This is a genomic window from Actinomyces polynesiensis (assembly GCF_000820725.1).
Lineage (GTDB): Bacteria > Actinomycetota > Actinomycetes > Actinomycetales > Actinomycetaceae > Pauljensenia > Pauljensenia polynesiensis.
Window position 1 is genome coordinate 1 of sequence record NZ_CCXH01000073.1, and the last position, 25,705, is coordinate 25,705.

The 25,705-nt window shown below is 71.8% G+C and carries 22 protein-coding genes and 1 tRNA gene; 7 read left to right on the forward strand and 16 right to left on the reverse strand.

Annotation, left to right across the window (positions count from 1 at the left end; all coding sequences use genetic code 11):
• Nucleotides 1–156 precede the first annotated feature (156 nt).
• The 5 genes from TA90_RS02655 to TA90_RS02675 form a co-directional block, all read right to left on the reverse strand.
• Nucleotides 157–1,380: a DNA polymerase III subunit delta' gene (locus tag TA90_RS02655; protein ID WP_043534479.1), complete on the reverse strand. Its 1,224-nt coding sequence runs from the start codon at nucleotides 1,378–1,380 to the stop codon at nucleotides 157–159.
• A complete protein-coding gene (tmk, locus tag TA90_RS02660; RefSeq protein WP_043534480.1) occupies nucleotides 1,377–2,315 on the reverse strand; it encodes a dTMP kinase in 939 nt (312 codons plus the stop codon). Before tmk ends, TA90_RS02655 begins: the two co-directional genes overlap by 4 nt.
• Nucleotides 2,316–2,424: 109 nt before the next feature.
• Nucleotides 2,425–5,196: a type I DNA topoisomerase gene (gene topA / locus TA90_RS02665; protein ID WP_043534481.1), complete on the reverse strand. Its 2,772-nt coding sequence runs from the start codon at nucleotides 5,194–5,196 to the stop codon at nucleotides 2,425–2,427.
• Nucleotides 5,197–5,337: 141 nt separating this feature from the next.
• On the reverse strand, nucleotides 5,338–7,095 hold the full coding sequence (locus TA90_RS02670; protein ID WP_082031294.1) for a DUF7059 domain-containing protein: 1,758 nt from the start codon (nucleotides 7,093–7,095) through the stop codon (nucleotides 5,338–5,340).
• Between the two features lie 33 nt (nucleotides 7,096–7,128).
• Nucleotides 7,129–8,712, reverse strand: a complete 1,584-nt coding sequence (locus tag TA90_RS02675; RefSeq protein ID WP_082031296.1) for an MFS transporter — start codon at nucleotides 8,710–8,712, stop codon at nucleotides 7,129–7,131.
• Between TA90_RS02675 and TA90_RS02680 the strand changes: the two genes are divergently transcribed.
• The 3 genes from TA90_RS02680 (at nucleotide 8,617) to TA90_RS02690 (ending at nucleotide 11,753) form a co-directional block, all read left to right on the forward strand.
• A complete protein-coding gene (locus TA90_RS02680; protein WP_052450416.1) occupies nucleotides 8,617–9,663 on the forward strand; it encodes a winged helix-turn-helix domain-containing protein in 1,047 nt (348 codons plus the stop codon). The genes TA90_RS02675 and TA90_RS02680 overlap by 96 nt on opposite strands.
• An 84-nt stretch (nucleotides 9,664–9,747) precedes the next feature.
• The gene (locus TA90_RS02685) at nucleotides 9,748–10,368 is read left to right on the forward strand and encodes a superoxide dismutase (RefSeq protein ID WP_043534483.1); all 621 of its coding nucleotides are present in this window, start codon (nucleotides 9,748–9,750) and stop codon (nucleotides 10,366–10,368) included.
• Nucleotides 10,369–10,751: 383 nt separating this feature from the next.
• The gene (locus TA90_RS02690; protein ID WP_043534484.1) at nucleotides 10,752–11,753 is read left to right on the forward strand and encodes a helix-turn-helix domain-containing protein; all 1,002 of its coding nucleotides are present in this window, start codon (nucleotides 10,752–10,754) and stop codon (nucleotides 11,751–11,753) included.
• A gap of 91 nt (nucleotides 11,754–11,844) precedes the next feature.
• On the opposite strand, the gene TA90_RS14845 is transcribed toward TA90_RS02690, so the two are convergent.
• Nucleotides 11,845–12,546: a baeRF11 domain-containing protein gene (locus TA90_RS14845; protein WP_231550634.1), complete on the reverse strand. Its 702-nt coding sequence runs from the start codon at nucleotides 12,544–12,546 to the stop codon at nucleotides 11,845–11,847.
• Nucleotides 12,547–13,429: 883 nt separating this feature from the next.
• Between TA90_RS14845 and TA90_RS02700 the strand changes: the two genes are divergently transcribed.
• Nucleotides 13,430–14,290 carry a VOC family protein gene (locus TA90_RS02700; RefSeq protein WP_043534485.1) on the forward strand — a complete coding sequence of 287 codons (861 nt, stop codon included), beginning with the start codon at nucleotides 13,430–13,432 and terminating at the stop codon, nucleotides 14,288–14,290.
• Between the two features lie 52 nt (nucleotides 14,291–14,342).
• Here TA90_RS02700 and pip read toward each other — a convergent pair whose 3' ends face one another.
• Together pip and TA90_RS02710 are read right to left on the reverse strand one after the other, a co-directional pair.
• Nucleotides 14,343–15,326: a prolyl aminopeptidase gene (pip, locus tag TA90_RS02705; protein WP_043534486.1), complete on the reverse strand. Its 984-nt coding sequence runs from the start codon at nucleotides 15,324–15,326 to the stop codon at nucleotides 14,343–14,345.
• A 61-nt stretch (nucleotides 15,327–15,387) separates the two neighbouring features.
• Complete coding sequence (locus TA90_RS02710) at nucleotides 15,388–16,752, reverse strand: D-serine ammonia-lyase (RefSeq protein WP_043534487.1); 1,365 nt, start codon at nucleotides 16,750–16,752, stop codon at nucleotides 15,388–15,390.
• A 226-nt stretch (nucleotides 16,753–16,978) separates the two neighbouring features.
• Between TA90_RS02710 and TA90_RS02715 the strand changes: the two genes are divergently transcribed.
• Nucleotides 16,979–17,494, forward strand: a complete 516-nt coding sequence (locus tag TA90_RS02715; RefSeq protein ID WP_043534488.1) for a hypothetical protein — start codon at nucleotides 16,979–16,981, stop codon at nucleotides 17,492–17,494.
• A 77-nt stretch (nucleotides 17,495–17,571) separates the two neighbouring features.
• On the opposite strand, the gene TA90_RS02720 is transcribed toward TA90_RS02715, so the two are convergent.
• The 4 genes from TA90_RS02720 to TA90_RS02735 form a co-directional block, all read right to left on the reverse strand.
• The gene (locus tag TA90_RS02720; RefSeq protein ID WP_043534489.1) at nucleotides 17,572–18,078 is read right to left on the reverse strand and encodes a GNAT family N-acetyltransferase; all 507 of its coding nucleotides are present in this window, start codon (nucleotides 18,076–18,078) and stop codon (nucleotides 17,572–17,574) included.
• 149 nt (nucleotides 18,079–18,227) lie between these two features.
• Nucleotides 18,228–18,317 (reverse strand) — tRNA-Ser (locus TA90_RS02725).
• Between the two features lie 176 nt (nucleotides 18,318–18,493).
• On the reverse strand, nucleotides 18,494–18,652 hold the full coding sequence (locus TA90_RS02730; RefSeq protein WP_197067822.1) for a hypothetical protein: 159 nt from the start codon (nucleotides 18,650–18,652) through the stop codon (nucleotides 18,494–18,496).
• Between the two features lie 65 nt (nucleotides 18,653–18,717).
• Nucleotides 18,718–19,623: an SDR family oxidoreductase gene (locus tag TA90_RS02735; protein WP_043534490.1), complete on the reverse strand. Its 906-nt coding sequence runs from the start codon at nucleotides 19,621–19,623 to the stop codon at nucleotides 18,718–18,720.
• 218 nt (nucleotides 19,624–19,841) lie between these two features.
• On the opposite strand from TA90_RS02735, the gene TA90_RS02740 reads away from it, so the two are divergent.
• Together TA90_RS02740 and TA90_RS02745 are read left to right on the forward strand one after the other, a co-directional pair.
• Nucleotides 19,842–20,132, forward strand: coding sequence for a hypothetical protein (locus TA90_RS02740; protein WP_043534491.1), 291 nt, complete (start codon nucleotides 19,842–19,844; stop codon nucleotides 20,130–20,132).
• A gap of 83 nt (nucleotides 20,133–20,215) precedes the next feature.
• Complete coding sequence (locus TA90_RS02745) at nucleotides 20,216–20,887, forward strand: DUF6766 family protein (protein ID WP_043534492.1); 672 nt, start codon at nucleotides 20,216–20,218, stop codon at nucleotides 20,885–20,887.
• Between the two features lie 150 nt (nucleotides 20,888–21,037).
• On the opposite strand, the gene TA90_RS02750 is transcribed toward TA90_RS02745, so the two are convergent.
• The 4 genes from TA90_RS02750 to TA90_RS02765 all read right to left on the reverse strand — a co-directional run.
• The gene (locus TA90_RS02750; protein ID WP_407921576.1) at nucleotides 21,038–22,438 is read right to left on the reverse strand and encodes a GntP family permease; all 1,401 of its coding nucleotides are present in this window, start codon (nucleotides 22,436–22,438) and stop codon (nucleotides 21,038–21,040) included.
• Between the two features lie 71 nt (nucleotides 22,439–22,509).
• A complete protein-coding gene (locus tag TA90_RS02755; RefSeq protein WP_197067823.1) occupies nucleotides 22,510–23,985 on the reverse strand; it encodes a gluconokinase in 1,476 nt (491 codons plus the stop codon).
• Between the two features lie 215 nt (nucleotides 23,986–24,200).
• Nucleotides 24,201–24,587 carry an META domain-containing protein gene (locus TA90_RS02760; RefSeq protein ID WP_043534494.1) on the reverse strand — a complete coding sequence of 129 codons (387 nt, stop codon included), beginning with the start codon at nucleotides 24,585–24,587 and terminating at the stop codon, nucleotides 24,201–24,203.
• A 146-nt stretch (nucleotides 24,588–24,733) separates the two neighbouring features.
• Nucleotides 24,734–25,705, reverse strand: a 972-nt coding sequence (locus tag TA90_RS02765) for an MsnO8 family LLM class oxidoreductase (RefSeq protein WP_043534495.1), incomplete at its 5' end; no start/stop codon positions are given.

Genomic DNA, 25,705 nt, shown 5'->3' on the forward strand with positions numbered 1-25,705 from the left:
TGAGAAGTCCACCGTTCGGCGCGCGCGCCGTGCGAGGACCCGGTCGCATGCCAGCCAGGAGGGACCTCAAGACCCGAACCGGACGGCGGGGACCTTCATGCCCCGACAGAGCGGACCTCACGCCCCGAACAGAGCGGACTTCGGCAGGGGGGAGGGTCAGGAGGCCTGGGGGCGCAGGGCGATGGTCATCGCCTCCAGGGCGAGGAAGGGGGAGACATTGGCGCCGAGCCTGCGCCGGGCGTCCTCGATGGCGTCGACCCTGCCCATCGTCTGGGCGGGGGTGGACTCGAGCGCCAGGTCCGACACGAGGTCCGCCAGGTCCTCGTTGACGAGGGTCTGCCCGGTGGAGAGCTGGACCTGAAGCACGTCCCGGTAGATCCCCAGCAGGTCCACCAGCGCCCGGTCCAGCACGTCCTGCATGGCGCGCTTCGACCTGCGCTTCTGCTCCTCCTCCAACTGGCGGAGCTGGCTGCGCGACTGGGGCGTCGCCCGCTCACCGTCGGCGACACCGAGCTGGCGCATCAGGGCCGCCCGCTCCTCCGCGTTGCGCGCCCCCACCTGGGCCTCGGACTGTTCCTTGGCGATGTCGACGAGGTCCTGGGCGGCCATCACCGCCTCACCGACACTGCGCACACGGGCGGGCGCCTGGATGATCCGGCGCCGCCGCTCCCGCATCTCCGGGTCGCGTGCGAGCGCACGGGCCAGGCCGATGTGGGACTGGGCGGCGCGCGCCGCCTGCAGGGCCACCCCCGGGTCCACGCCGTCGCGGCGCACCAGCAGGTCGGCGACCGCCGAGGCCGAGGGGATCCGCAGGCCGAGGTGGCGGCACCGGGAGCGGATGGTGGTGATCATGTCCTCGGGGCTCGGCGCGCACAGCAGCCACACCGTCCGCTCGGGCGGCTCCTCGATGGCCTTGAGCAGCACGTTCGAGGTCCGTTCGGTCATGCGGTCCGCGTCCTCGACGACGATGACCCGCCAGCGTCCCTGCGAGGGCGAGACCTGGGCACGCTGCACGAAGTCACGGGCCTCGGCGATCTGGATCTGGACTTTGTCGGTCGACACCGACAGGACGTCCGCGTTCGTCCCGCCCAGCGTCGTGCGGCACCCGGCGCACTCCCCGCACCCGGGGACGGGACCCGTGCACTGCAGGGCCGCGGCGAAGGCGCGGGCCGCCACGGAGCGACCGGAACCGGGAGGACCGGTGACGAGCCAGGCGTGGGTCATGGAGCGTGCCGTGCCGCTGTCCCCGGCGACCGGGTCGTCCCCGGGGGTCACCTGGTCGGCCGGGATCCCCTCGACGACACGCCTGGCCGCCCACGCCGCCTCCTCCAGGACGGCGACCACCGCGTCCTGGCCGACGAGTTCGTCCCAGACGCTCACAGCAGCATGTCCTGGTCGGGGTCACCCCACAGGGTCGCCTGGGCCTCCGTGAGGACCATGAGCCCCTCCCCCGCGGACGCGCTCCGCTCCGGGGAACGGTGTCCCGTGGCCGCCCCATCTCCGCGCGCGTCCCGGGTCGGCTCGTCCTCCGCGGTCCCCGCCGCACCGTCGGGTGCGTCCGCGGTCGCGCCCGCGTGGTCCTCCGCGGTGTGCGTCCCGGGGGTCCCCACGGTCGCGTCCTCGTCGGCGTCCGCGGTGCCGGAGGCCGTCGCCCCACCGCGAGGGTCGCCGCCGTCGACGAGGGCGGGCAGGCGCTCCTCGAGGACACCCTTGATCTCGGAGAACACCTGGTCGGGTGTCCCCACGGCGTCGATGACGACGATGCGCTCGGGGTGGGCCTCGGCCAGGTTGAGGTACTCGTGGCGGACCCGTTCGTGGAAGTCGGCGGACTCACGCTCGATCCGGTCGGGCTCCCCCGTCCCCCGCCGGGCCCCGACCTCGGGCGGCAGGTCGAGGAGGAAGGTGAGCTGGGGCTGCAGTCCGCGGGTCGCCCACCGGGAGAGGGAGAGGACCTCCTCCACCCCCAGGTCGCGCGCGGCGCCCTGGTAGGCGACGGAGGAGTCGATGTAGCGGTCCCCGAGGACCACCGTCCCCTCCGCGAGGGCGGGGCGCACGACCGTGGCGACGTGGTAGGCCCTGTCGGCGGCGTAGAGCAGCGCCTCGGTGCGCGGGTCCACGTCCTCCGGACCGTGCTGGATCAGGCGCCGCAGGTCCAGGCCGAGCTCGGTCCCACCGGGCTCGCGGGTCACCAGGACGGGCCGCCCCTGCTCCTCGAACCAGGCGCGCACACGCTCGAGCTGGGTCGTCTTGCCGGCCCCGTCACCACCCTCGAAGGTGATGAAGAGGCCAACCGATCGCGCACCCTGGTCCGTCATGTCGTCATCCTCCCACGCTGCACCTGCAGCTCCGGTGCGCCGGCCCCGTGCCGACCGGACGTGGCGTGGCCGCCGCTCCCACGCCGGGTGCCGTCCACCGCCGACCCGCCTACTTCGTGCCGGTCGTCGGCTTCTTCCCCGCCGTCGACCTCTTCTTCGCCGGGGCCTTGCGGGTCGAGGAGGTCCGCGTCGCGCGCTTCTTGGGGGCGGGACCCTTGGCCCTCTTGTCCGCCAGGAGCTCGAAGGCGCGCTCCTGGGTGAGGTCCTCCACGGACTCCGCGCGGGGCACCGTGATGTTGGTGACGCCGTCGGTGATGTAGGGGCCGAAGCGGCCGTCCTTGACGACCACCTTCTTCCCGGAGACCGGGTCCTCCCCGAACTCGCGCAGCGGAGGACGGGCGGCCCCACGACCACGGGCCTTGGGCTGGGAGTAGACCTCCAGCGCCTCGGGCAGCGTGATACTCAGCAGCTGGTCCTCCGAGGGGAGGGTGCGGGAGTCCGTACCCTTCTTCAGGTAGGGCCCGTAGCGACCGTTCTGGGCGGTGATGACCTCACCACTGTCCGGGTCCACGCCGACCTCGCGCGGCAGGGAGAGCAGCTTGAGGGCGTCCTCCAGCGTCACCGTCGACAGGTCCATGGACTTGAACAGCGAGGCCGTGCGCGGCTTGGGGGCCGCCTTCTTCCGACCCCGCGCAGGCTTCGCGGTGCCCGACTTCGCGGCACCCGCCTTCGCGTCGTCGGTCCCGGCCGCACCCTCGTCCTCCTCGGGGAGGACCTCGGTGACGTAGGGGCCGAAGCGTCCGTTCTTCGCGATGACCATGTGGCCCGTGGCCGGGTCCACGCCGAGCTCGCGGCCGTCGTCGGCGGCCAGGGCGAAGAGCTCCTGCACCTTGGTGGCGTCGAGCTCGTCGGGGGCGATGTCCTCGGGGACGTTGGCGCGCGTCCCGTCCTCACGCTCCAGGTAGGGCCCGTAGCGGCCCAGGCGCAGGGTCACACCGTCCAGGTGCTCCAGGGAGTTGACCTGACGGGCGTCGATGTCACCCAGGCTCTCGACCTGGTGGCGCAGGCCGGACTGGTCCCCCTTGCCGTCCCCACCCAGGTAGAACTGGGTGAGGAACTGCCGTCCGTCCTCGCGACCCGCGGCGATGCGGTCGAGGTCGGACTCCATGGACGCCGTGAAGTCGTAGTCCACGAGGTTCGACAGGTTCTGCTCCAGCAGGCGCGTCACGGAGAACGCCAGCCAGGTCGGCACCAGGTACTGCCCGCGGTGGACGACGTAGCCGCGGTCCGAGATGGTCTGGATGGTCGCGGCGTAGGTGGAGGGCCGCCCGATGCCGAGCTCCTCCATCGTCTTGACCAGGGACGCCTCCGTGTAGCGCCCCGGCGGCTGGGTCTCGTGGCCCTCGGCGCGGGCCTCGTCGACGTCGGCGGCGTCGCCCTCGTGGACGTCGGGCAGGACCTTCTCCGCGTCCCCGCCCTCGCGCTCGGCCTCGTAGCGGGACGAGTCCCGACCCTCCTGGTACGCCAGGCGGAAGCCGGGGGAGGTGATGACGGTGCCGGAGGCGGAGGAGACCACGTCGTGGCGCCCGTTCTGGTCCCCCACCCCGGTGAGGACGCGGATCGTGGCGGTGTGGCCGACGGCGTCGGCCATCTGGGAGGCCACCGTGCGCTTCCAGATGAGGTCGTAGAGGGCCAGTTGCTGGCGGGTCAGTGACCCCGCCACCTGGTCGGGGGTGCGGAAGTGGTCGCCGGCGGGGCGGATGGCCTCGTGGGCCTCCTGTGCTCCCTTGGACTTCGTGCCGTACACGCGTGGCTTCTCGGCCACGGCCTCGGCGCCGTAGAGCTCGCGGGCCTGGGTGCGGGCGGCGTGGACGGCCTGCTCCGACAGGGCCGTGGAGTCGGTCCTCATGTAGGTGATGTAGCCGGACTCGTAGAGGCTCTGGGCGGTGCGCATCGTCGAGCTGGCGTTCCAGTGCAGCTTGCGGGAGGCCTCCTGCTGCAGGGTGGAGGTGGTGAAGGGGGCGGCCGGGCGGCGGCGGTAGGGCTTCTGGGTGACCGAGTCGACGCGGGAGGAGGTCGAGGCCTCCAGGAGGGTCGCGAGCCGGGTCGCGGCGGCCTCGTCCAGGTGGACGGCGCCGGCGGCGGTGGCCTTGTCCGACAGCCTGCCGGCCTCGGTGAAGTCCGAGCCCGTGGCGACACGGTGCCCGTCGACCTCCACGACGCGGGCGCCGAAGGCACCGGGCTCGGTGGTGACGTGCGTGTCGATGGACCAGTAGGAGGCCCGCACGTGGGCCATGCGCTCCCGCTCGCGGTCCACGACCAGGCGGGTGGCGACGGACTGGACGCGACCGGCGGACAGGGAGGGGCGGATCTTGCGCCACAGCAGCGGGGAGACCTCGTAGCCGTAGAGACGGTCCAGCACGCGCCGGGTCTCCTGGGCGTCCACCAGGTCGGTGTCGATCTCACGGGTGTTCTCCAGCGCCCGCTGGATGGCCTCACGCGTGATCTCGTGGAAGACCATGCGGTGGACGGGCACCTTCGGCTTGAGCACCTGCAGGAGGTGCCAGGCGATGGCCTCCCCCTCGCGGTCCTCATCAGTGGCCAGGTAGAGCTCGTCGGCGTCCTTGAGGGCTCGCTTGAGCTCCATGACCTTCTTCTTCTTGTCCGGGTTCACCGCGTAGTAGGGGGTGAACCCGTCCTCGACGTCGACGGCGAAGCGGCCGTAGGGTCCCTTCTTCATGTCGGCGGGGAGGTCCTTGGGCTGGGGGAGGTCACGGATGTGACCGATGGAGGCCTCGACGCGGTAGTCGGGACCCAGGTAGCCCTCGATCGTCGAGGCCTTCGCGGGTGACTCCACGATGACCAGCTTCGACGCGCCCATGTTCCTCCGCTCAACTGTCGCGGACCGCCACTGCCACGGTCCTGCGCTCCTCGGTGGGGCCCCACGGCCCCGGTCCGTCGAGCCCGACCCTACAACGCCCCACCGGCACCGCCCGGCGGGGAGGACCTCCTGTGGAACGCCTCAGAGCGTGCCCACCACCTCCAGCATCCCGCACCGGATCAGCGCAAGTGCGGGCTCCTCGACCTGTCCGAGCAGGTCAGAGGCCTCCTGGTCGGTGAGGACCGCGACCGCGGTGATGATCTGGGACACAGTGAGCTCACCGTCCGCCGCGCCCACCAGCGCCGCGAGCGCGGACCCCACGGCGACCGACCGACCGAGCCCCGCCCCCTGGTGCTCGATGATCACGTGGGGCTGGGGTTCGCCGGGGACGTAGTGGCGTTCCTCGGTGACGTCCGGGGCGCGGCGCAGGCGCAGCTCGGGCAGCGGGGCGGGCAGGTGCAGGGACCCCAGGGCCCGGGCCACGTCCACCCCGCGCGGCGTCCGGCCGCCGAGTTCCTCGTCGAAGACGTGCACGGGGGTCGTGGGGTCGGATGCGGACGAGGGCGGACGACGCAGCGCGACGAACCCCATCCCGATCGCCCCCACGCCGGCGCGGTCGAAGTCCTCCAACCAGTCGGAGTACTCCGTCTCCCACTCCTCACGGTCCATGAGGCCGCCCCCGGAGTCCCGCAGCCACATCTCGACGTAGCGCGCGGGGTCGAGGACGTCGCGCTGGACCACCCAGGCGTCGACGTCGAGGCCGGCGAGCCACTCCTCCACGCGGACGGACCACCCGGTGTCGGGGTCGGTGCCGACGGGGATCTCCCAGTTGGCGAGCATCTGCAGGGTGCCGCCGGGAGTGAGGTGGGAGGGTGCGCGGGAGATGACCTCGGCGATGAGGTTGTCGCGGTCCATCCCGCCGTCGCGGTACTCCAGCAGGCCGGACCCGGAGGCACGCACCGAGTCGGGGGTGATGACGAAGGGCGGGTTGGAGACGATGAGGTCGAAGGACTCCCCGCGCACCGGCTCGAAGAGGGAGCCCCGGCGCACGTCGATGTCCACGCCGTTGAGGGCGGCATTGAACCGCGTGATCGCGCAGGCACGCTCCGAGAGGTCGGTGGCGACCACGCGGTCCGCGTGGGTCGCCAGGTAGAGCGCCTGGATGCCGCACCCGGTCCCGATGTCCAGGGCCGAGGGGACGTGGTCGCGGATCGTCAGGCCCAGGAGTGAGGTGGTGGCCCCTCCGATCCCCAGGACGTGGTCGGGGCGCAGCGGCTGGCCGGTGGTGACCTCACCCAGGTCGGAGAGAACCCACCAGGTGTGGAGGACGCCCTCGGGGTCCGTGGTGTCGGGGGCCTCGGCGCTGCCGGGGCTCCCGCCGGTTGCGACCGTGGCAGGGCCCCCGGCGGTGTCGGGCTGGGCGGTACCCGACCCCGTGGTCGGCGCGGGCAGGAGCGCCTCGTGCGGCCGCAGGTCGAAGGCGGCGGTGACCAGCCCGTTCTCGACACGGACCAGTCCCAGACCGGCCAGACCCGCGGTCCCCGTCAGCGGGAGGGCGGCGTCGACCTCGTCGGCGTCCTCGCTGGAGCCCAGCACGAAGAGCCGGGTGAGCAGCGCGGCGGGCTCGCTCAACTCGCGCAGCTCGACCAGGGCCGGCACCCGCTGGTCGCGCATGAGGGCGTCGCGGGCCCGCGTGGAGAGGATCCCGTCCATGTGCTCCACGCTCCACCGCGCCTGGGCCAGGTCCTCCGCCAGTGCGGCGATCGTGGCGGGGTCGAGGACGGGCACGGGTGACGACCCGTGCTCCCCGGACGGTTCCCGCGCGCCACCCGCCGCAGTGGCGAGCGGCGACTCCGGGACGAGGGGGACACGGTGCGGCGCGGACTCGGACTCAGGCATGCCCCCAGCCTATGGGGAGCTCGGGGCCCGGTCTCAACTCCCGAAGCGTCTGACGGAAGGAACCAGGAGCGGGACCAGGGCGAGGAGGACGTACGCGATCCCTCCTCCCACGGCCGCACCGGGGCCGCCGAGGTGCTGGGCGAGCACGGGGGCCAGGAGTTGGCCGATGGGGACGGCCGCGAAGGATCCCAGCATGTCGATGGAGGCCACACGGGAGAGTTGGTCACCGGGGACGTGGCGTTGCATCGCGGACTCCCACAGCACGCCGGTCACGGCCGCGCCGACACCGGCGAGGAACGTCGAGACCGCCAGGACGGGAGCGGAGGCGCCCAGACCGAGGACGAGGAAGCACGTCCCGAAGGGCACGGTGAGGAGCTGCCCGACGACCAGGGGCCGGCGGGGCGTCAGACGGTAGGCCAGCACCCCACCCAGCACCAGGCCCGCTGCCCGGGCGGACAGGACCGTCCCCCACGCAGTCTCCCCGATGCTGCCGCGGGCGATCGCGGGAGCGAGCACCAACCAGACCGCCCCGAGGAGGAGGTTGGTCCAGAAGAATGAGGCGGTGACCACCCACAGCCATTGCCGCGACGTGAAGGCGAGCCAGCCCAGGGTCAGGTCGTGCCAGACCCCGCCCAGCAGGGATCCGGGACGAGGGCGCCCCCAGGTCGTCCCGGTGCGCCGGTCGGCGGCGGTCACGGCGTCACCGGCCGGCTCGGTGGCGTCGCTGACCACCGTCGTGCCGGGAGCAGCCGTGGTCGTCGTGATCCCTCCCGTTCCCTCGACGCACCGGTGAGGTCGCCGCAGTTGCCCCTCCATCACCGCCAGCAGCACTGCGGCCCCCAGGGCGCAGGCGGCGTCGATTCCCAGGGCCCACCCCGCTCCGGTCGTGGAGACGAGCACTCCTGCCACGCCCGGCCCGGCGAGGCGGAACAGGTTGCGCGAGGTGGCGCGCAGGGCATTGGCCGGACCGATCGCCTCCCGGTCGACGAGTTGGGTGAGGATGCCGCGCAGGGCCGGACCCGTGAACGCGGAAGCAGCCCCGTTGAGACCGCTGGCCACGATGAGCAGCGTGAGGTCACCACCTCCGCGGACGAACCACCACGCCACCACACCCTGTGTCACTCCAGCGGTGAGATGGGAGGAGACGAGCACCACAGCTCGTGGAAGGCGGTCCGCCACCACTCCGCCCAGCAGCAGCAGCGCGACCAGGGGAATGCTGTTGGCTGCCAGGACGACGCTCAGCGAGCTGAGGTCCTCCCCCGGGTCCAGGAGTCCCAGACTCAACGCGACCGGGGTCATCGAGCTGCCCAGCCACGAGAGCGACTGGGCACAGAAGAAGAGGAGGAAGGAACGTGTCCACGGGGAGGGCGCCGACTGCCGGACCCGGCGGGGAGGGAGCGCAGGAACCGGACCAACCTGCTGAGGGGAAGGATCCGGGACGGGGGAAGGCTGGCCGGGCACAGGATGATCCTCACGGCACCTCCCGGCGGACACTAGTCTTTCGCCAGGAGGCGAAACACCGTGCCCTACCCCGTCCCCCCGTCCGTCCTGGCCCGCTCCCGTTCCACGATCTCCCCGCTGGCCGAGACGTGGGGAGAGCTCATGGCAGTGGTGCATGCTGCCCGCCGTCACCCCCGCGCCGTGCCGTCCGCCGCCGATCGCGGCACCCCCTGCGACGCCCGCACGTCCCTGGCGGCCTGGGCAGGGGCTGCGCCCGGCGACGAGGATCTCCGCAGGGGAGTCGCGGAGCTGGTGGCGTCCACCAAGTGGTTGCCCGACTTCGTCGGGATCACTCCGCCGCCCAGCGGCGAACCCGAACTCCTCGACGAGATCGCCGTCATCGCCGCCTGGCCCGATGAGTCCTACCGGGCAACCGTCCGGGACTCGGCTGCGCAGTCCTGGCTGCGACACGACCTCGGGTGGACACGCGGCGACCACCTCGGGGAACGCACAGCGAAGGCACTGTGGGACGCGTGGGAGCGCTTCGTGGAACCGGACTGGGCGAGACGACGCGAGGTCCTCGACCGCGAGATCGCCCACCGCTCCGCACTCGTGGCCGCCCACGGGTGGGCAGCGGCACTGGAAGGCATGACCCGCCACCTGCGCTGGCTCGACCCGGACCTGTTGGTCATCTCGCCACGCCAGGAGGAGTCCCTCACCCTGGACTCCCACCTCGTCTTCATCCCGACGACGCAACCCGCTGGATGGTGGACCTGCGACGGGCCCGTGGGGCTGGGCCTGGTGTACTCCGCGCGCGGCACGGCCGCCGGGGAGCGCCGGCCCCCGGACGGAGCCCTCGGGCGCCTGGTGGGACACGGAAGGGCCCTCGTGCTGCGGGAGTTGGACACTCCGGCCACTCCCTCCCAGCTGGCCGGGGCGCTCTCCCTGTCGTTGGGGACCGTCGGCGGGCACCTGCGTGTCCTCCTGGACGCCGGGCTGGTCGCGCGGGCGCGCCGCTCCCGCGCTGTCTACTACTCCCGGACGGGGCTCGGGAACGCCCTCGTCGCCGCCGCGCCGGCCCCGCCTGGCACGGGCGGAGATCTCGCAGGCGGGACCAAAGGGCGATAGCCTGACGACAGTCGCGCCGAACGTGGCGCGCGCAACGCTCGCACCGGTGACAATCCAACAATCCCCGAGAGACAAGGAACACTCATGGCGATCTACACCCTTCCGGATCTCCCCTACGACTACGCGGCGCTGGAGCCCCACATCTCGGGCCGGATCATGCAGCTGCACCACGACAAGCACCACGCCACCTACGTGGCCGGCGCCAACACGGCGCTGGAGAAGCTCGAGGCCGCCCGCGAGTCCGGTGACCAGGGGGCCATCAACCTCCTGGAGAAGAACCTCGCCTTCAACCTCGGCGGGCACATCAACCACTCGATCTTCTGGACCAACATGACCCCCGACGGCCAGGGCCGCCCCGAGGGCGAGCTGGCCGCCGCGATCGACGAGTACTTCGGCTCCTTCGAGAAGTTCCAGGGCCAGTTCGGCGCAGCCGCCCTGGGCCTGCAGGGCTCCGGTTGGGGCGTCCTCGCCTACGACACGGTCGCCAAGCGTCTGGTCACCTTCCAGCTCTTCGACCAGCAGGGCAACGTGCCGGTGGCCACGGTGCCGCTGCTGATGCTGGACATGTGGGAGCACGCCTTCTACCTGGACTACAAGAACGTCAAGGCCGACTACGTCAAGGCGTGGTGGAACGTCGTGAACTGGGCCGATGTCGCCGCCCGCTTCGAGCGCGCCCGGACCTACACCGGTCTGGTCAACGCCTGACACCGAACAGCATGACGAGCGTGTGGGGCCGGTCGGCAGTCGCCGACCGGCCCCCTCGTCGTCGTGGACGACCTGAGCATCGCCCGTGGATGCCGTCCACGGGTGCCCCGCACTCGTGGAGCAGGGCAGCAGCGTCGCCCTCGTGAATCGCGACGGGACCGGCCCCGGGTCGCCCTCGTGAATGACGAAGGGACCGCCCCCGCACCGCACCGCAGCTGCGCACACGACGCGTACGCCGCGCCGCCGCGGACCACGCCCGGTGCCGCCCGCCAGGCCCGGGTGTGGGGGACGGTTCCACGCGCACCCGCCCCGCCGTAGGCTGGGCGACACCGCAGTGCCACAGAGCAACCCGCACCGGCGAGCCCGAGCCGAGGAGACGAGCGATGCCCAGCGACCCCACGACCGAGGAGCACTACCCCGACGACCCCGGGATCGAGCAGGCCATCCGTGCCCGACGCGTCGAGATGGACGCGTCGATCCCCGACATCGCCCGACGCGCCGGGGTCTCGGCCCAGACGTGGCGCAACTACGAGAGCGGACGCACCCGCGTGCGCGGCGACAAGGTCTACGGGGTCTGGGCCGCACTGGGGTGGTGGCCGGAGTCCGTGTTCGACGGACTCACCACGAGCTCATCCGCGTGGACGGACGGGCCGGACGAGGACGGGTTCGACCCCTTCGAGGACGACCTCGCCGCGGCGAGCCTGCCGAGCTGGAGCCACGCCGAGGCGCAGGCGGACGGCTCCTGGTCCCCCCTGCTCAGCGCGAGCCTGGGGGAGGACTGCGCCCGCTGCTTCTCCGTCGGTGTCGACCTGTACCGCGGACTCGTCGGGGAGGACGTGGGCCAGCTGGCCGGCATGCCGCGCGGCACCCACCTCGGCCAGCTCGAGGAGTCCTGGATCGGTGGAGCACTGCCCCACGCCTGGACCACGCGCTACGACCACGAGTTCTGCTACCACCTCCTGACCCTCGCGGAGGACTTCTGCGCGCGCCTGGTCACCCACCCCATCGGCAGTGGTGACCCACTGGTCCGCAGCGTCGCCGAGGAGCTCGTCCTCCACCACGTGCTCAACCTCGGGCACATCGTGGGGAGCTCACAGGGGCACCCGGAGGCGGACCAGTGGGAACAGTGGTTCGAGGAACTGGCCGGACGGCCGGAGGACATCGGCCTCCTGTACGCCTCCAACCTCTTCCCCGATGCCGACTCCCCCGTCCACGTCTCGCATTGGTTCGATCCGTTCAGCACGCCCCACGTCCCCACCTGGGTGACGCGCTCCGACCCGCGCGACACCCCGCTCGGGCGGGGCCTCGGTCTGGGTGCGGGCAGGGACGGCGACGAGGGCGGGCCCGGAGCCACCGTCACGGAGTTCCCCCGCCGCCTGCGCTGAACCCTCGGTGAGGTGCAGGGGTGCGGAGGGGGGCGCCCTGGAAGCGGGGCGCCCCCCTCACACGGTGGGACCACCCCACACGGTCGGACGGTCACACGGCGTAGCGCAGGTGGGCCACGGCCACCCCGTTCCAGACGTCGCTGCGGACCTCGGAGTCGCGCACGGGCACCAGGTCCCCGCCCTGCTCCAGGACCGTCAGGGCGATGCGGGAGAGCACGTCGTGGTCCCCGGTGCCGCCGTTGGTCACCTCACCGGTGGCAGGATCGAAGTCGCCACTGACGTTCACCGTGAACTCGTAGACCAAGGTGTCCACGGCACCTGCCGCCGCCGCCCGTCCGATGTCCTCCACCGTGGTGGCCACCAGGCCGCGCGGCAGGTCATTGCCGATGCGTTCCAGGTCGTCGGACACCTGCTGGGCATTGATCTTCGGGAGCCGCTCCCGGATCGCGGCGTCCACCTCGTCCGCGCCGACTCTGTCGGGGGCCCCGGGGACTCGTTCGACGATGCGGCGTCGGTCCTCCAGGGTGAGCATCGACTGCAGGGGCTCGGTGGCGAAGACGAACAGCGGGATTCGGGCGGAGGGGTCACGTCGCGTCAGGTCCGCCCCGACCAGTTCCGAGACCCGCTTGGCGTAGGCCTCCAGGAGGAGCTTGCGTCCCTCGTCCGCGCCGAGCCTGTTGACGTGTGTGCGCCCGGGCAGGGAGTCCCGGTTCGTGGCGCTGGCGGCATCGGCGATCTCCTCGTGCCCGGCGACGTCGACCTCCACCGCCCGGCTCTGGGGGTGGCCTCCCACAGGGACCAGGCGTTGGTGGACAGGCTCAGGGCCCAGGCGTGCTGCCCCCCTGCCACTGCCCGCACGAGCTGGCCCAGGTCGAACCAGGTGGAGGCCTGCCACTCCTCCTCCAGGGCATTGGGGAGGATGAACTCCTCCTGGGAGTCCGGGGTGAGGAAGACCGCCAGGGAGGAGGACAGGGCTCCCCACAGGTCACCGTCCCCGTCCAGTGAGGCCAGTTGGTCGCGCAGCCCACGCTCCTGGGCCGAGGTCAGGCCATCGGTCTCCTTGAAGTGGGCGATGGCGTGGTCCACCGCGCTCTTGAGGGCGGTGCGCGCCCGGTTCCTCCCATCGGGTCCCGGAACGGTCGCCACGTACACGGTGACGGCGTGGTCACGGGGTTCGGCGAGCCGCTTGAGGTCCTCGGTGGTGGGCAGGTCGTGGTGGACGGTCATGTTCGCTCCGTTCTTGCAGTGCATGGACGGTTGTCGTCCATCCATGCTAGCGACGCAGGTCACATGTTTCGCAGCGGCGGGGTCTCGACCCCCTTCCGTGCACATCCGGCCCACCGTGGACTCCCCGAGTGGCGGGAGGTGGAGTTCCTGACGCGTGCGGCGTGGTGGATGACCCGGGACAGTGGCTGCGAAGGAGGGGCCATCCGTCGAGAGGTGGACTTCTCACCGAACGGAGGGGGTACAGGCCCACCATTCGGTGGGAAGCCCACCGTTCGGCGGGATCGCCACCGTTCGGTAGGAAGTCCACCGCTCGGCGGGACGCCCACTGCTCGTCGCGCGCGTTCCGACAGCGGATGCGAGGATCGTCTGATCGGCGCCCTCACCGGGGCGGGTGTCGACAGGACTGGAACGGAACACCCCTGACCCCGTCAGCGACCGGAGGACCCGCCATGCCCACCTTCACCACCGGAGATCCCTGTTGGATCGACCTCATGACCGACTCGATCGAACGATCACACGCCTTCTACGGCCAGCTCTTCGGCTGGACCTTCACGGACTCGGGCGCGGAGTTCGGCCACTACAACATGATCACCCTGGACGACGCCCCCATCGGTGGGGCGATGGAGAACAGTGCGGCAGCCGCCGGAATGCCTCCCGAGATGGCCGACATCGCGATCGGGAACTACTGGAGCACCTACCTCCACACCGCTGACATCGACGCCCTGGCCCACCGCGCGGTCGACCACGGCACCCAGGTGCTGGGCGGGGACCCCATGCAGGTCGGCGAGCTGGGGTGGAGCCTGGAGGTGCTCAACCCCGCCCTGGGCATGATCGGCGCCTGGCAGCCCCTTGAGTTCCCGGGCACCGGTCTCCTCGCCGCCGCGGGAGCACCCTGTTGGTTCGAGCTGCACACCTCCCACTTCCCCGAGGCCGTCTCCCTGATGCGCGACGTCTTCGAGTGGGATGCCGCCGTCACGGCCGACACCCCACAGTTCCGCTACGCAGAGCACAGGAGCCCGGAAGGTGCCACTGCCGGAATCTACGACGTCACGCGAACCGGTCCCGGTACGGATGAGGACGCCGGCGTCGCTGCACCCGGGGAGAGCTCGGAAGGATCGGGCGGACCCGAGCCCGCCCACTGGGTCGTCTACTTCGGCACCCCGGACGTGGATGCGGCCGCGTCCCGGGTCATCGAGCTGGGCGGCAGCGTGCTGCTCGGTCCCCACGACTCCCCCTACGGCCGCATGGCCGCCGTGGCGGATGACCAGGGAACCACCTTCAGCCTCGTCCAGGCGGACTCCGTCTCCTGAACCCTGAACAGGGGGGTCGGGCCGGGACGACGCGTCCCGGCCCGACCCGCCCTCAGTCCTTCCCTGCGAAACGGTCGGTGGCGGTGACCAGGGCGTCCGTGATCCCGGGCTCGGAGAAGGCGTGCCCCGCGGCCTCGACCATGTGGAACTCGGCCTCGGGCCAGGCACGGTGGAGGTCCCAGGCCGTCCTCGCCGGACAGCACATGTCGTAGCGTCCCTGGACGATGACCGCAGGGACCCCTGCCAGACGCTCACGCGCCTCCGCGATCAGCTGCCCCTCACGGAGCCACCCGTGGTGCATGAAGTAGTGGTTCTCGATACGGGCGAATCCCAGGGCCTCCAGCAGCTCCTCCTGGCTGAGTTCCTCCTCGTGTTCGGGCAGCAGGTGGATCGCGCGGGACTCCCACTGCGTCCAGGCATCGGCCGCCCGCAGTCGGGCGCCCTCGTCGGTGCCGTTGAGGACCTCCCAGTAGGCCTCGATGAGTCGTCCGCGTCGCTCCGGGGCGATGGGCGCCACGTAGTCCTCCCACCAGTCCGGCAGCACGGATGAGGCACCTCCGCCGTGCTCGGAGCCGCCCTCGTAGAACCACGCGAGCTCGGAGTGCCGCAGGGTGAAGATGCCGCGCAGGACCAGCTCGGTGACACGCTCCGCGTGGGTCTGCGCGTAGGCGAGGGCGAGGGTGGAGCCCCAGGAACCCCCGAAGACCAGCCAGGACTCGATCCCCAGGTGCTCGCGGATCGCCTCGATGTCGGCGACCAGGTGCCACGTGGTGTTCGCGGTGAGGTCCGCGAAGTCCGCTCCTGCCCGCGGGGTGGAGCGCCCCGCCCCCCGCTGGTCGAAGAGCACGACGTGGTAGAGCTCGGGGTCGAACTGCTGGCGGTGTTCCGGCGAGCACCCCGATCCGGGGCCGCCGTGGAGGAACACGGCGGGTTTGCCGTCCGGGTTCCCGCACTCCTCGACGTAGAGGGTCTGCCCGTCACCGACGTCGAGCATCTCGGTGTGGAAGGGTTCGATCGCAGGGTAGAGGTCTCGCATGTGGCCAGCGTATTCCCCGCCCGCCCCGACCACCCCTGACCGCGCCCGTCCCGTCGGCCCGTCAGTCCCGCGCTGCGAGCAGGCGGTGTCCCTTCTCCACGTAGGCCTCCATCTCGGCACGGGGGACCATGCTGCCCCCCGTCGCCCAGGCGATGTGGGTGGCCCGGGAGAGCCGGGTGTCGTCGAGTCCCTGACGTGCCAGGTACTCCCCGTCCAGCAGGACCCTGCCGATGCCGACCAGACCGGCCGTGGAGGAGGGCTCGATGTCGATGCCCTCGGAGTCGTGGAGCTCGGCGACCAGGCGGTAGAGATGGTCGTCGTCCACGGTCACGTAGCCGTCCACCAGGTGCTGCATCGCCGGGCCGACGAAGCCGGAGGGCCGGGCGCACGCCAACCCGTCGGCGGCCGTCACGTTGTCGATCCCGAAGTCCAGGACCGAGGTCCGGCTGTGCAGACCCGTCCGCACCCCCAGGAACATGCTCGGGCAGTGCGTGGGCTCGGCGAAGACCAGGTGGACGTCGTCCCCGTACTCGACCTTGAGGCCGAACCCGACACCCCCGGGCCCGCCGCCCACACCACAGGGCAGGTGGACGAAGAGGGGGTGGTCGTGGTCCACGGGCACGTCGAGGGCCTGCAGCTGCCCCGCCAGGCGGTGGGCGGCCACGGCGTAGCCGAGGAAGAGGGTTCGGGAGTTCTCGTCGTCGACGAAGTGGCACCTCGGGTCCGACTCCGCCTGGGCGCGGCCCTGCCGCACCGCCTCGGAGTAGTCGCCCCCGTACTCGATGACCTCGACCCCGTTGGCCCGGAGCCTGTCCTTCTTCCACTGCCGCGCGTCGGCGGACATGTGCACGGTCACGCGGAAGCCCAGCCGGGCACTCATGATGCCGATGGAGAGCCCGAGGTTCCCGGTGGATCCCACGGCGACCCCGTACTGCCCGAAGAAGTCGGTGAAGCGGGGCGAGTCGAGGACCGAGTAGTCGTCGTCGAGGTGCAGCACGCCCGCCTCCAGCGCCAGGTCCTCCGCGAAGGCGAGGACCTCGTGGATGCCGCCACGTGCCTTGATGGAGCCCGACACCGGCAGTTCGCTGTCGAGCTTGAGCCACAGGTTGCCCGGGAGCCCGCGCCCGGCACCGGCCTCGAGACGCTCCTTCATCGCGGGGACCGCCACCAGCGGTGACTCGATGATGCCCCCCGTCCTGCGGGTGTCCGGGAACACCCGGGCGAGGTAGGGGGCGAAGCGCCTCAGGCGCGCGGAGGCGCCCCGGATGTCCTCCGCGGTCAGGCCGACCTCGGGGAGTGCATGGGCGGTCGGCAACAGCGCGGGGTTGAACCACTGGGTCTCACGGCACTCGGTCAGGGCGCCGATCTCGGGGAACTCCGCGATCCACTCCTGCAGCGTGCGGCCGTGGACGGCGGTGTCGGGCATGGGTCTTCCTTCCCGTCCGGCGTGGCGGGTCACGGTCGGGCCGGGCCCGTCTCCAGTCGACGAGGGCGGGGCAGTGGCTGCCCGAGGCACATTGTGCCCCAGAGCCTCCGGTGGCGCCGATGCCGGCGACCAGTAGCCTTGAAGGTGTCGCCCGTCACAGTGGCGGGACGACCTCTCCCCTGTCCGCCGGTCACCGCGAGGTGGGCACGACACCGAGGAGGACACCATGCCACACGAGTCCGGGAGACCCGACCCACCGTGGAGCACCGAGGAGGAGACGATCGCGGCGCGACGTCACCAGGACGACCCCGGGCGCTCCGCACGCCCGGAGGGCGACGACGAGGCCTCCCCCCACCCGGGCACCCACGGGATCCAACGCCCGCAGGAGGGCCTGGGGATCGGCAACGCCTCCCTCGACGATCCCTACGCCGACCACCCGCCCGACGACCCGACGCCCGCCGGGGACACCGACGGGGTCCCCGCCGGAGCGGGTGCGCACCGCGGGGAACCCGCCACGGCGACGGGGACCAGACGCTTCAACGAGTCCGAGCCGCACGAGGGGCCCGCCTGGGTGGACCAACCCGACGGCGGTCGGGGGCGACCTCCTGCCAGGCATGCCGCTCCCAGTGGCGAGGACCCCGTACCCGTCGAGGAGATCCGGCCCGAGGACCTCCCCGAGGTGGGCGAGCCGCAGGCCCAGCCCGGCGCCCCCTTCGAGGTCCAGGGGCCCGACCGGCCCTGAACGGGCAGAAGTCCGGACTCCCGGGCACGGGGGTCCGGCGGTCCGGCGCGGCGACGGGGAACCACTGCCCGGGAGGCCTACGCCCCCAGCGGCCCGTTCGCCCGGCGGTCCCACGTCGTCGCGTAGAACCGTTCGTTCCCGTCGTCATGGGTGAGTGTCATGCCCGCGGCCTCCATGACGCGGCAGGACGCGGGGTTGTCGATGTCCGCGCTGCCCCTGACCTGCCCCACCCCGAGCGACTGCGCGAGGTGCAGGAGCGCCCGCAGGGCCTCCGTCGCGTAGCCGTGCCCCCTGGCCGACTCGGCGAGACCGTAGCCGATCGTGGTGACGCCCCGGTCATCGGGTACACGGTTGAAGCCGACACCGCCGATCGGCTCATCCGTGAGGAGCAACCGCACCTCGTACGGGCCGAAGGGTTGCGGGTCCCCGGAGGTCCTGCACCGGTCGACGAGGTTCCTGGCGGCTTCGACATCCCCGGCACTCGGGTATCCGGCACCGCGCGTGCCGGTGGCGACGATCGCGACCGCCTCGTCCTCGCTGAGGGGATGGAGGAGCAACCGCTCCGTCAGCACGTCCTCGGTCATCGGGTCATCGTAGGCACGACGCGACCGGTGGGCACGAGGTACGGACGGACACCTCGCGCTTCTCTTCCCGTCGGGGGAACACCCGGGGAAGGCCCTGCACGGAAGTGCCCCGGGACCCGCGCCTTTCGGCGGGATCCCGGGGCAGACCCTGGCGGTAGCGCTGGGATTCGAACCCAGGGTGGCTGTGACACCACACAGCATTTCGAGTGCTGCACCTTCGGCCGCTCGGACACGCTACCTCGGCGCACCAGAGTACAGCAGCGCTCGGTCCGCGTGCGAATCGGTCCGGTGGGACCCCGGACACCCGAGGCGGCTGCTCCCGCCGACGGCCCTCGAGCTGACCCGCCGACCGGGCGGTCGACCTGTCGGAAGGCCGACGCGCGGGCGTCGTCGCCCGCGCGTACGACCCCGGGTCTCAGGAGTCCTTCTTCGTGCGCCCCTCCTTCGACCGCTGCTTGTTGACGGTGGCAGCGGCGATCTCCTTGGCGCGCTTCTCACTGCGGCCCCTGTCCTCCTCGCTGTCCTTGACGTGCCGGTACTGCTTCTCGTCCTTCTTCGACCATGCCTCGGGCATCGTCCTCCCCTTCCCACCTCGTCATCATCGGGTCATGGGTGCCCGCCGGGTGCGGGCCGCCCTCGTCAGAACACCGGACGGCCACCCGTCACGCCGAGCACCGTGCCCGACACGTAGGAGGCCTCACGGGGACTCGCCAGGTACACGAAGGCCCCGGCGAGCTCCGCGGGTTGTCCCGCGCGCCCCAGCGGGGTGTTCCTCCCGAAGTCGGGGATCGTGTCCGCGGTGCGCGTGGCGGGCTGGAGCGGCGTCCAGATCGGACCGGGCGCCACCGCGTTCACGCGGATTCCCTTCGGTCCCAGCTCCGCAGCCAGGTTGACGGTGAAGTTGTTGATCGCAGCCTTCGTCGAGGCGTAGTCGATCAGCGGCACCGAGGGGTCGTAGGCCTGGATCGAGCTGACGTTGATGATGCTCGATCCCTCCCCCAGGTGCGGCAGGGCCTGCTGGGTGACCCAGAAGAGCGCCTTGAGGTTGGTGGCGAGGACGCGGTCCAGCTCCTCGGTGGTGACGTCGGCCAGGCCGGCGTCACGACGCGCCCACTGGAAGCCCGCATTGTTGACGAGGACGTCCAGACCGCCCAGCTGCGCGGCGGCACTGTCCACCACGCCCCGTGCCACGGTCTCCTCGCGCAGGTCACCGGGCAGCAGGACCGCCTTCCGTCCGGCCCGGCGCACCCACTGCGCGGTGTCCTCGGCATCGCTCTGCTCCTCCTCGAGGTAGGACAGGGCGACGTCCGCGCCCTCCCTCGCGAAGGCGATCGCGACGGCACGACCGATCCCGGAGTCCCCGCCCGTGACGAGGGCGCGCAGGCCCTCGAGGCGGTTGCGACCCACCCAGCTCTGTTCGCCGTGGTCCGGCACCGGTTCCATGCGGGAACCGAGGCCCGGGTAGCGCTGCTCCTGCTCGGGGAAACCCTCCCCCTGGAGTGCGGTGGCCTTCTCGGCAGGTCCTTCGTTCCGTGAGGTGTCCATACCTCCAGCATGTGTGATGCAGGTCATTTCCACCACCGGAAGGGCCCGGGGCGGATGCGCCCTCGTCGGGTGCCGTGCGGGTTTCGGTGTGACAATCGACGCACGCATCCGGGCGACGGGGAGGGCGGCCCCCGGAGCCCCCACGGGTGCGGGGCACAGTTGCCCGACCCCGACCCGGGTCTGCACCTGGGCCGGGTCCTGGACCGAGAGGTGTTGCCGTGGACGACCACCGTGAACCATTCGAGTCGAATCCCGGTGCGCCCCCGCGCGTACCGCCCACCGACCCACCCGACGAGGACGGGGACGCACCGGGACCCGGCACCCCCGGCACCGAACCGGCGGTCCAGCCCCTCGGCGACCCCGGGCCCGACAGGGAGACCGACCCTGATCCCGGCACCGGCACACGCACCGGCACACGCACCGGCACCGGCACCGGCACCGGCACCGACGCTTCCCCACGGGAGCTGGCCGACCCGGGAGTGCCCGAGGAGGACGGCGGGACACCATGAGGGCCGTCTTCTGGTTGTGGGTGGGTCTCATCGTCGTCGGACTGGCGGGCATGGCCCTCGTCGTGGCGTCGGGGAGGTGAGCCATGAGGATCCGTGAGAACGCCCTCGGCCTCGTCTTCGCCGTGCTCTTCCTGGCCACACTGGGAGGGCAGTCCGTCGCCGGGCTCGCGGCGTTCAACGAGGAGCAGCTCGCCCACGGCGCCACCGCCGTGGACTGGGGATCCTTCGTGACCTCCTCGGCGTTCGTCGTCGACGTGGCCGAGAACTGGCAGTCGGAGTACCTGCAGTTCTTCCTCTTCATCCTCGCCACGGTGTGGCTCGTGCAGAAGGGGTCGCCGGAGTCCAAGGAGATCGGGGACGAGGGCCCCGGATCCGACGCCGACCAGCTCGTGGGTTCCCACGCCCGCCCCGACTCACCCCGGTGGGCACGGGTCGGTGGCTGGCGGCGGTGGGTGTACTCCAACTCGCTGCTGCTGGTGATGGGTGCCGTGTTCCTGGCGTCGTGGGGCCTGCAGGCCCTGGCCGGGACCGTCGTGTACAACCAGGACCAGGCCCTCCACGGGCAGTCCCCCGTCTCCGTGGGCGGCTACCTGCTCTCCCCCGACTTCTGGAACCGCACGCTGCAGAACTGGCAGTCGGAACTCCTGGCGGTCGGGTCGATGGTGGCGCTGTCGATCTACCTGCGCCAACGCGGGTCGGCGGAGTCGAAACCGGTGGGCGCCCCGCACGCCGTCACCTCCCTCGCCAGCGATTGAGGCCGCGACTCCGCATCACCGCGTGATGCCGGGCGGGCGGAGCATCCGCCCCACGCCGGGGAGGCCGATGGGACGCTGCATCCGTCCCCGCACCCGTACCGGCAGGGGGAGTGGACGGGACCTCCTCGGGTCCCGCCCACTCCACCCGACCTAGAAGATCAGTCCGAGCACGAGCACGCCTGCCAGGCCCACCACCGAGACCGCGCACTCCATGAGCGACCAGGTCTTGAAGGTCTGCCCGACCGTCATGCCGAAGTACTCCTTGACCAGCCAGAAGCCTGCGTCGTTGACGTGGGAGAGGAACACCGAGCCCGCCCCGATCGCGAGGACCAGCAGCGCGAGGTGGGCATCACCCAACCCGCCGGCCAGGGGCACCATGATGCCCGAGGCGGTGATCGTCGCGACCGTGGCGGAGCCCGTGGCCACACGGATCACGACGGCCACCAGCCACCCGGCCAGCAGCACCGGGATGCCCGCCTGGGCGATCCCGTTGCCGATGACCTCGCCGACCCCGGAGTCGACGAGGGTCTGCTTGAAACCACCGCCCGCACCGACGATGAGGAGGATCCCGGCCACGGGCCCGAAGGCGGCTCCCGTCAGGGAGGACACCTCGGACGTGGTCCGCCCCAGGGCCAGGCCCAGGACCACCATCGCGTAGAAGGAGGTGATGAGCAGGGCGAGCAGCGGGGTGCCGATGAAGCTGAGGACCTGTCCCCAGGGGGTGCCGTCCTGCTTGAGCGCCACCACCAGGGTGTGGACCAGCATGAGGACGACGGGCATCAGGACGACCGACAGGGCCACCCCGAAGGAGGGACGGCGGCCGCCCTCGTCAACCCGTTGGCCGACGATCTTCTCGGGGGCGGCGATGGGGACCCACCGCGCCATGGGGCGCGCCAGGAGCGGCCCGGCGACCACCACCGTGGGGATGGCCACGAGCAGCCCGAAGGCGAGGGTCAGGCCCAGGTTCGCGTTCAGCGCCTCGATGGCGATGAGCGGGCCGGGGTGCGGCGGCACCAGGCCGTGCAGGGCCGAGAGGCCCGCCAGGGCGGGGATGCCCACCAGGATCACCGGCAGCTTCGCGCGCTTGGCGACCAGCATGACGATGGGGATCAGCAGCACGACGCCGACCTCGAAGAAGAGGGGGATGCCGATGATGAAGGCCGCCGCCGCCATCGCCCAGGGCAGGCGTTTGGCGGGGGTGGCGGAGATGATCGTGTCGACGATCTCGTCGGCGGCACCGGACTCCGTGAGGAACTTCCCGATGACCGCACCCAGCACGATGAGCACGCCCACCCCGCCCAGGGTCGACCCGACCCCGGAACTGAAGGAGGTGAAGGCGTTCTCGAAGCCCATCGACGCGGCGACGGCCATGACGCCGGAGCCGAGCATGAGGGCGAAGAACGGGTGCATCTTCACCCACACGATGAGCACGACGATCAACAGGATGGACACCACGGCGGCGATGACCAGCTGCGCGGTCCCGGCGGTGGGGCCGGAGGCGTCGCCCGCCAGGGGGAGCAGGGAGGGGACGAGGGCGGGGGACGTGCTCACGGTGTCCCACCTCCCGCCGGGTCAGTCTGTGGGATGGGGAGCATGGCAGTGGCCTTCCTGGGTGATGGGGTTCAGCGTTCGGCGATGACGTCCCGGTAGGTGGCGTCGAAACGTGCACGCAGGTCCGAGTAGTACGGGCGCTGGGCGGGATCGGGCCGCAGGGTCGCGGACTGCGGGACCACGGCGGGCACGACATCGGGGGCGAGGACGGACAGGGCGAGCACCGCGGTGCCCCGCATCGTCACCCGGCTGACGTCGACGACGTTGACGGGGAACCCGAGGGCCTGCGCGACGACCTCCATCGTGGCCGGGTAGTGCTGGGTGACACCGCCCGAGGCGATGACCTCCTCGACCTGGGGGTTGATGGCGCGCAACTGCTCGAAGATGCGCTCGTAGGAGATGGTGACACCCTCGACGGCCCCCCGCCAGAGGTCCACGGCCCCCGTGGAGGAGGACACGCCGGTCAGCACCGCCCGTGCGTTTCCCGCCCACCCGGTGGCCCGCTCCCCGGTGAGGAAGGGGAGGACCAGGGGGATCCCGGGAACGGGGTTGCCGCGCAGGGCCACGTCCAGGATGCGGGGTTCGACCGGGGCGAGTGTGGACTCCAGCCAGGTCATCACGCGTCCGACGTCGTTGAGTGCGCCACCCACGATGGACTCGCGGCTGGAGACCCGGTACGCCCACAGTCCCGTCGGCAGGACATCAGGCGTGCCGGGGACGATGACCCGCATCGCGCCGGAGGTCGCGGCCGAGAGGGCGACGGTGCGCGCGTCGGTGGCGCCGACCCCCAGGTTCGAGGCGTAGCCGTCGGGGATGGCGGGGAACCACAGTGCGCCGTCCAGTGCGGGCCAGCGGCGGACCACCTCCGACGAGGGCGCCTCGACGGGCTCGTCCGGGTCCACGATCGCGGCGAACTGCTCGCGCACGACGCCGGTGGCGGCCAGGAGGTCCACGTCCAGGTCCCCGGTGTGGCGGTTGAGGAGGCCCGTCCACGCCATCGTCGAGGTGGCGGCGGCATCGACGCCGGCGAGCCGGGTGAAGATGTACTCCCCCAGCGACACGAAGCGGACGGTGCGGCGCAGGACCTCGGGACGGGTGCGTGCCAGCCACAGCAGGCGCGGGGCGTGGTAGCTGGTGTGCAGCCGGGCGCCGACCGCCTGGTGGACCAGAGTCTCGTCGAGCTCCGCGCGCAACTGGGCCAGTTGGGGTGCGGAGCGGGAGTCCGCGTAGGTGATGCAGGGGGTCAGCGCGTCGCCCTCGTCGTCCACGCAGACCAGCGAGGAGGCGAAGGTGTCCATGGCCACGCCGCGCACCCTGCCGGGTGCGATGTCGACCAGCACCCGTGTGATGACGTCCGCGACCTCCGCGGCCACGACGTCGGCGTCGATCTCGGCGGTGCCGTCGGCACCCTCACGGAACTGGTGGGCGGCCTTGGCGGTGCGCTTCTTGACGGGACGCGCCAGGGCGTCGTAGAGACAGGCGCGCGTGGAGGTGGAGCCGATGTCCACGGCCAGGACGAACGGCTCGACCGCCTGGTCCAGCGGCACGCCGCGGGCCTCAGGGGAGTCTGGTGGGAGTGGGGACGTCGCTGGTGCTGGCATCGGTGCCTCCTTGCGGACAGCCTAGGACGGGAGCACCAATGGGGAGGGGTTTCCGGGCACGAGTCCGGCTGGTGTGCCGGCGGGGCCCGGCGGCTCGGGTCACCCTGCCGTGGTCCACCTCCCGGTCCGCGTGAGTGGGACGGTGAGGGGCCCCGGGCGCCTCACTCCCCGGAGGCGCGCTCCAGGGTGCCGATCTGCGACCCGCCCTCGTCCTCGACGAGGAGGGTGTCACCGTCGACGGTGGCTGACTTCGCGCCGGAGAGCCAGGTGTCGACGTCCATGCACGCCATCAGTGTGGTGACCATCTGGCCGAGTTCGACCGTGTCCCCGTCCTGGGTCCAGGTCCCGCTCAGGCTGTTGCAGCCGTCGTTGCCGGAGACCTTCCCGTCCTCGGTGAAGGTGAGGTTCGGCGAACCGGCTGCCGTGCTGCCCCAGGTCCCGACCGGGTCGGCGGCGCCCGACTCGCTGGCCCCACCCGAGCAGCCGGTCAGGGAGAACGCCATCAGCAGGCCTGTCGTCAGTGCCACGAGTCCGTGTGAGGTGCGCATGGGGCCATCGTGCCATGCGGGCGGATCCCCGGACAGGGTCCCGGAGGTGGGGATCCGCCGGCGGGGTTGACGGTGGCGGTGGCGGCGTCGGTGTGCAGCAGGGTGGCAATGGTCCGCCCCAGAAGGGCTCCCCGACACCGACCCGGTCAGCCGTCCAGGCGCCGGGCCAGTTCCCGGTACTGGCGCACCTTGACCTCCACGTCCGCGATGTAGCTGATGAGCATGAGTTCCTCGACGCCGTGGGTGTCGGCGAAGGCCCGCAGCTGCCCCGCGACCTCGTCCCAGGTCCCCACGACGAAGGAGGGGTCGAGCTGGAGGTACCGGCGCAGCTCGGCGCGCCGCTCCTCGGGGATCTGCGCCGGGTCCCGGAACTCGACGGGGCGCCCCTGGCGCATGGAGAGCCTGAAGTCGGCGGCCGCGAGCGCCTGCTCCTCCGCCTCCTCGCGCGTGTCCGCGGCGGAGATGCCCATGGCCGACAGGGTGCGTCCGGCCGTCACCGCCTCGGGGAGGTGGGCCCGGTAGTGGTCCATGACCCCGGGGTCCTGGCGCCCGGTGAAGAACTGGGCGTAGGCGTAGTTGAGGTCGTGCGCACCCGCCCACGCGGCCGACTGCCCGGAGGAGCCCAACAGCCACATCTCGGGCAGCACCTCGGCGTGCGGGGTGACGGTCAGCCTCGAGTAGGGGTGGTCCTCGGGCAGCGTCCCACGCAGCAGGCCCACCGTCTCCGCGATGAGGGTGTCGATGGAGGTCGGGTCGATGACCCGGCCCTGGTTGAGGGCGTGGGCGGCGAGCATGTCACCCCCGGGCGCGCGGCCGAGCCCCATGTCGACGCGCCCGGGGAACAGGGCGGCCAGCATGGAGAACCGCTCCGCCATCTGCAGGGACCCGTAGTGCATGGCCATGACCCCGCCACTGCCGACCCGGATGCGCTCGGTCTCCCCGAGGACGTGCATCATCAGCAGGTCGGGTGCGCTGGAGAGGAACGCCGAGGTGTTGTGGTGCTCGGCGAACCAGAAGCGCGCGTATCCCGCCTCCTCCAGGGCACGCGCCAGGCGCACCGTGTCCTCGAGGGTGTCGCGGGCGTCGTGGCCGGCGAAGAGGGGGACCTGTTCGAGGAC